This is a genomic window from Streptomyces sp. NPDC047017 (assembly GCF_040644175.1).
In the GTDB taxonomy this organism is placed as follows: Bacteria; Actinomycetota; Actinomycetes; order Streptomycetales; family Streptomycetaceae; genus Streptomyces.
In genome coordinates this window covers 1-3,266 of the sequence record NZ_JBEYVW010000049.1, presented here as the reverse complement: position 1 = coordinate 3,266, position 3,266 = coordinate 1, and the positions used below count along the sequence as shown (strand labels likewise).

General features: G+C 69.0%; 1 protein-coding gene. It reads left to right on the top strand.

What is annotated here, in order from left to right; all coding sequences use genetic code 11:
• A partial coding sequence (locus tag ABZ858_RS37115; protein ID WP_361389422.1) for an amino acid adenylation domain-containing protein occupies positions 1–3,266 on the top strand: 3,266 nt, incomplete at both ends.

Genomic DNA, 3,266 nt, shown 5'->3' with positions numbered 1-3,266 from the left:
GTGTGCTGGAGTTCGTGGGGCGTGCTGATGCGCAGGTGAAGGTGCGGGGCTTCCGTATCGAACCGGGCGAGATCGAAGCGGTCCTGGCAGAGCACCCATCGGTGGGTCAGGTGGCCGTGGTCGTGCGGGAGGACCAGCCCGGCGACAAGCGCCTGGTCGCCTATGTCGTGCCTACGACCGTGGACTTCGACGCTGCCGTCCTGCGTCGGCACGTGGCGGACCGGCTGCCGGACTACATGGTGCCCTCCGCGTTCGTCACCCTCGATGCGCTGCCGTTGACGCCGAACGGCAAGCTGGACCGGCGGGCATTGCCGGCTCCCGAATACACCACGGATGCGTCGGGGCGAGCACCGCGAACACCGCGGGAGGAGATCCTGTGCGGTCTGTTCGCCGAGATCCTGGGCGTGGAGTCGGTGTCGATCGACGACGGTTTCTTCGACCTCGGCGGGCACTCGCTGCTGGCGACGCGGCTGGTGAGCCGGATCCGGACCGTTCTCGGGGTCGAGGTGAGCATCCGGTCCCTGTTCGAGGCCCCGACGGTGGCGGGGTTGGTGGATCGGCTCGGTGAGGGTGGTCGGGTGCGGGAGCCGTTGGGGCGGCGGGTGCGGCCGGCGGTTGTTCCGGTGTCGTTCGCGCAGCGCCGTCTGTGGTTCCTGGGTCAGCTCGAGGGTGTGTCGGCGACGTACAACATTCCCCTCGCTCTGCGGTTGACGGGTGAGCTGGACGTGGAGGCGCTCCGGGCCGCGCTCGCGGATGTCGCCGGCAGGCACGAGAGCCTGCGCACCGTGTTCCGCCAGAGCACTGAGGGCCAGCCGAGCCAGCACGTCCTCGACCCTGTCGAGGGCGCTCCAGAGGTCCGTGCCGAGCCGGTGTCCCTGGATGACGTGACTTCGACCGTGGCCGCGATCGTGGGTGCCGGGTTCAACCTGGAGGGGGACCTGCCGTGGCGGGTGCGTCTGCTGGAGGTTGCCGACGCTCCCGGCCAGTGGGTCCTGGTCGTGGTGGTGCACCACATTGCGGCGGACGGCTGGTCGATGGCGCCGCTGGCGAGGGATCTTTCGCAGGCGTACGCGGCGCGCTGTCGCGGTGCTGCTCCGGAGTGGCGGCCGCTCGAGGTGCAGTACGCGGACTACACGCTGTGGCAGCGCGAGGTGCTCGGCGACGAGGACGACCCGGACAGTGTCATCGCCGCCCAGGTCGCCTACTGGAAGCAGGCCCTGGCCGACCTTCCCGAGCAGCTTGAGCTGCCACTCGACCACCCGCGTCCCGCGACCGCCTCCGCCGAAGGAGCGTCCGTCGGTGTGCACGTGCCGGCCGAAACGCACGCCCGTCTGGTGGAGCTGTCCCGTTCCTGCGGGGCGAGTGTGTTCATGACGGTGCAGGCGGCGCTGGCGGTCCTTCTGTCGAAGATGGGCGCCGGGGAGGACATTCCGATAGGGACGCCGGTCGCGGGGCGTACCGACGACGCCCTCGACGACCTCGTCGGATGCTTCCTGAACACGCTGGTCCTGCGGACCGACCTGTCGGGCGACCCGACGTTCCGGGATATGGTGGAGCGCGTCCGGGAAGCGGACCTGGCGGCGTACGCCCATCAGGACGTGCCGTTCGAGCGGCTGGTGGAGATCCTCAACCCGGCACGCTCCATGGCCCGCCACCCCCTGTTCCAGGTCATGCTCAGCTTCCACAACAACGCTCAACCGGACCTCGACCTGCCTGGAGTCCAGGCCGTGCCGGAGCCCCTGACGAACACTGCGGCGAAGTTTGACCTGTCCGTCAGCCTCGCCGAGATCTACGACGAGGGTGGGCTCTCCAGGGGGCTGCTGGGGCAGCTGGAGTACCGGACCGACCTCTTCACGGCCGAGACCGTGCAGGGCATCGCTGATCGCCTCGTCCGCGTACTGGAGACGGTGGTGGCGGAGCCCGACCGGGCGATTCGCGAGGTCGGCGTGCTTGGTGACGAGGAGCGCGAGCGCATCCTGCGTACGTGGAACGACACCGAGCGGGAGATTCCCGCCGGCACGGTGCTCGACCTGTTCCGGGCGAGAGTGGCGCGCACTCCCGACGCGCTCGCCGTACTCAGCGGCGACGTCGAACTCACCTATGCCCAGCTCGATGCGCGAGCGAGTCACCTTGCGCGGAAGCTGATCGCACTCGGCGTGGGCCGGGAGCGCCTGGTCGGCCTGTGCCTGCCGCGAGGGGCGGACATGGTCGTGTCGCTCCTCGCGGTGTGGCGTGCAGGCGGCGCGTACGTGCCTCTCGACCCTGAGTACCCGCCGGACCGACTCGGCTACATGGTGGCGGACAGCGGAGCGGTCGTGGTCCTGGGGACCGCCGACACGGTGCGGGACCTGCCGTCGGAGGCGGTGCACGTCGTGCTGCTCGACGAATTCGTCTACGCGGACGCCGCCCCCTCTGGCGAAGAGCCGCCTGTCGCCGTCGACCCGGACCAACTCGCGTACGTGATCTACACGTCGGGCTCGACGGGACGCCCCAAGGGGGTAGCCGTTCCTCACCGTGGTGTCGCCAACCTCGCAGAGGTGATGCGACCGGTCCTTGGTGTTCAAGAAGGCGCAGTGGCCCTGCAGTTCGCCTCCTTCAGCTTCGACGCTTCCGTACTCGACGTGGCCGTCACCCTCGCGGCAGGGGCGACCCTCGCCATCGCGTCGAGCACGGAACGGTCGGAACCGGAGACACTGGCCGAGATGGTCAAGAAGTCCGGTGTGAACGTCGCCAGTGTGGTCCCCTCCCTGCTCGGGGTGCTCGACCCTGCCGCGGTCTCCGGAGTGGAGAACTGGGTCCTGGGCGCAGAACTGCTGACGGCGGACATGGCCAGCCGGTGGATGGTCGGAGCCCGCATGTGGAACACATACGGCCCGACTGAGGCCACGGTGATAACCACGGCCGTTGCACTGAACAGCTCCATTCGGCCCGAGGACCAGCCTCCGCCGATCGGGCGTCCGCTGGGAAACACACGGGTGTATGTGTTGGATGCGGGTTTGTCGCCGGTGCCGGTGGGTGTGGCGGGTGAGTTGTACATCGCGGGCGCGCAGTTGGCTCGGGGGTATGTGGGTCGTCCTGGTTTGACGGCGGAGCGGTTTGTTGCGGATCCGTTCGCTGTGGTGGCGGGTTCGCGGATGTATCGGACTGGGGATGTGGTGCGGTGGTCGGCGGATGGTGTGCTGGAGTTCGTGGGGCGTGCTGATGCTCAGGTGAAGGTGCGGGGTTTCCGTATCGAGCCGGGTGAGGTCGAGGCGGTGCTGGCCGGG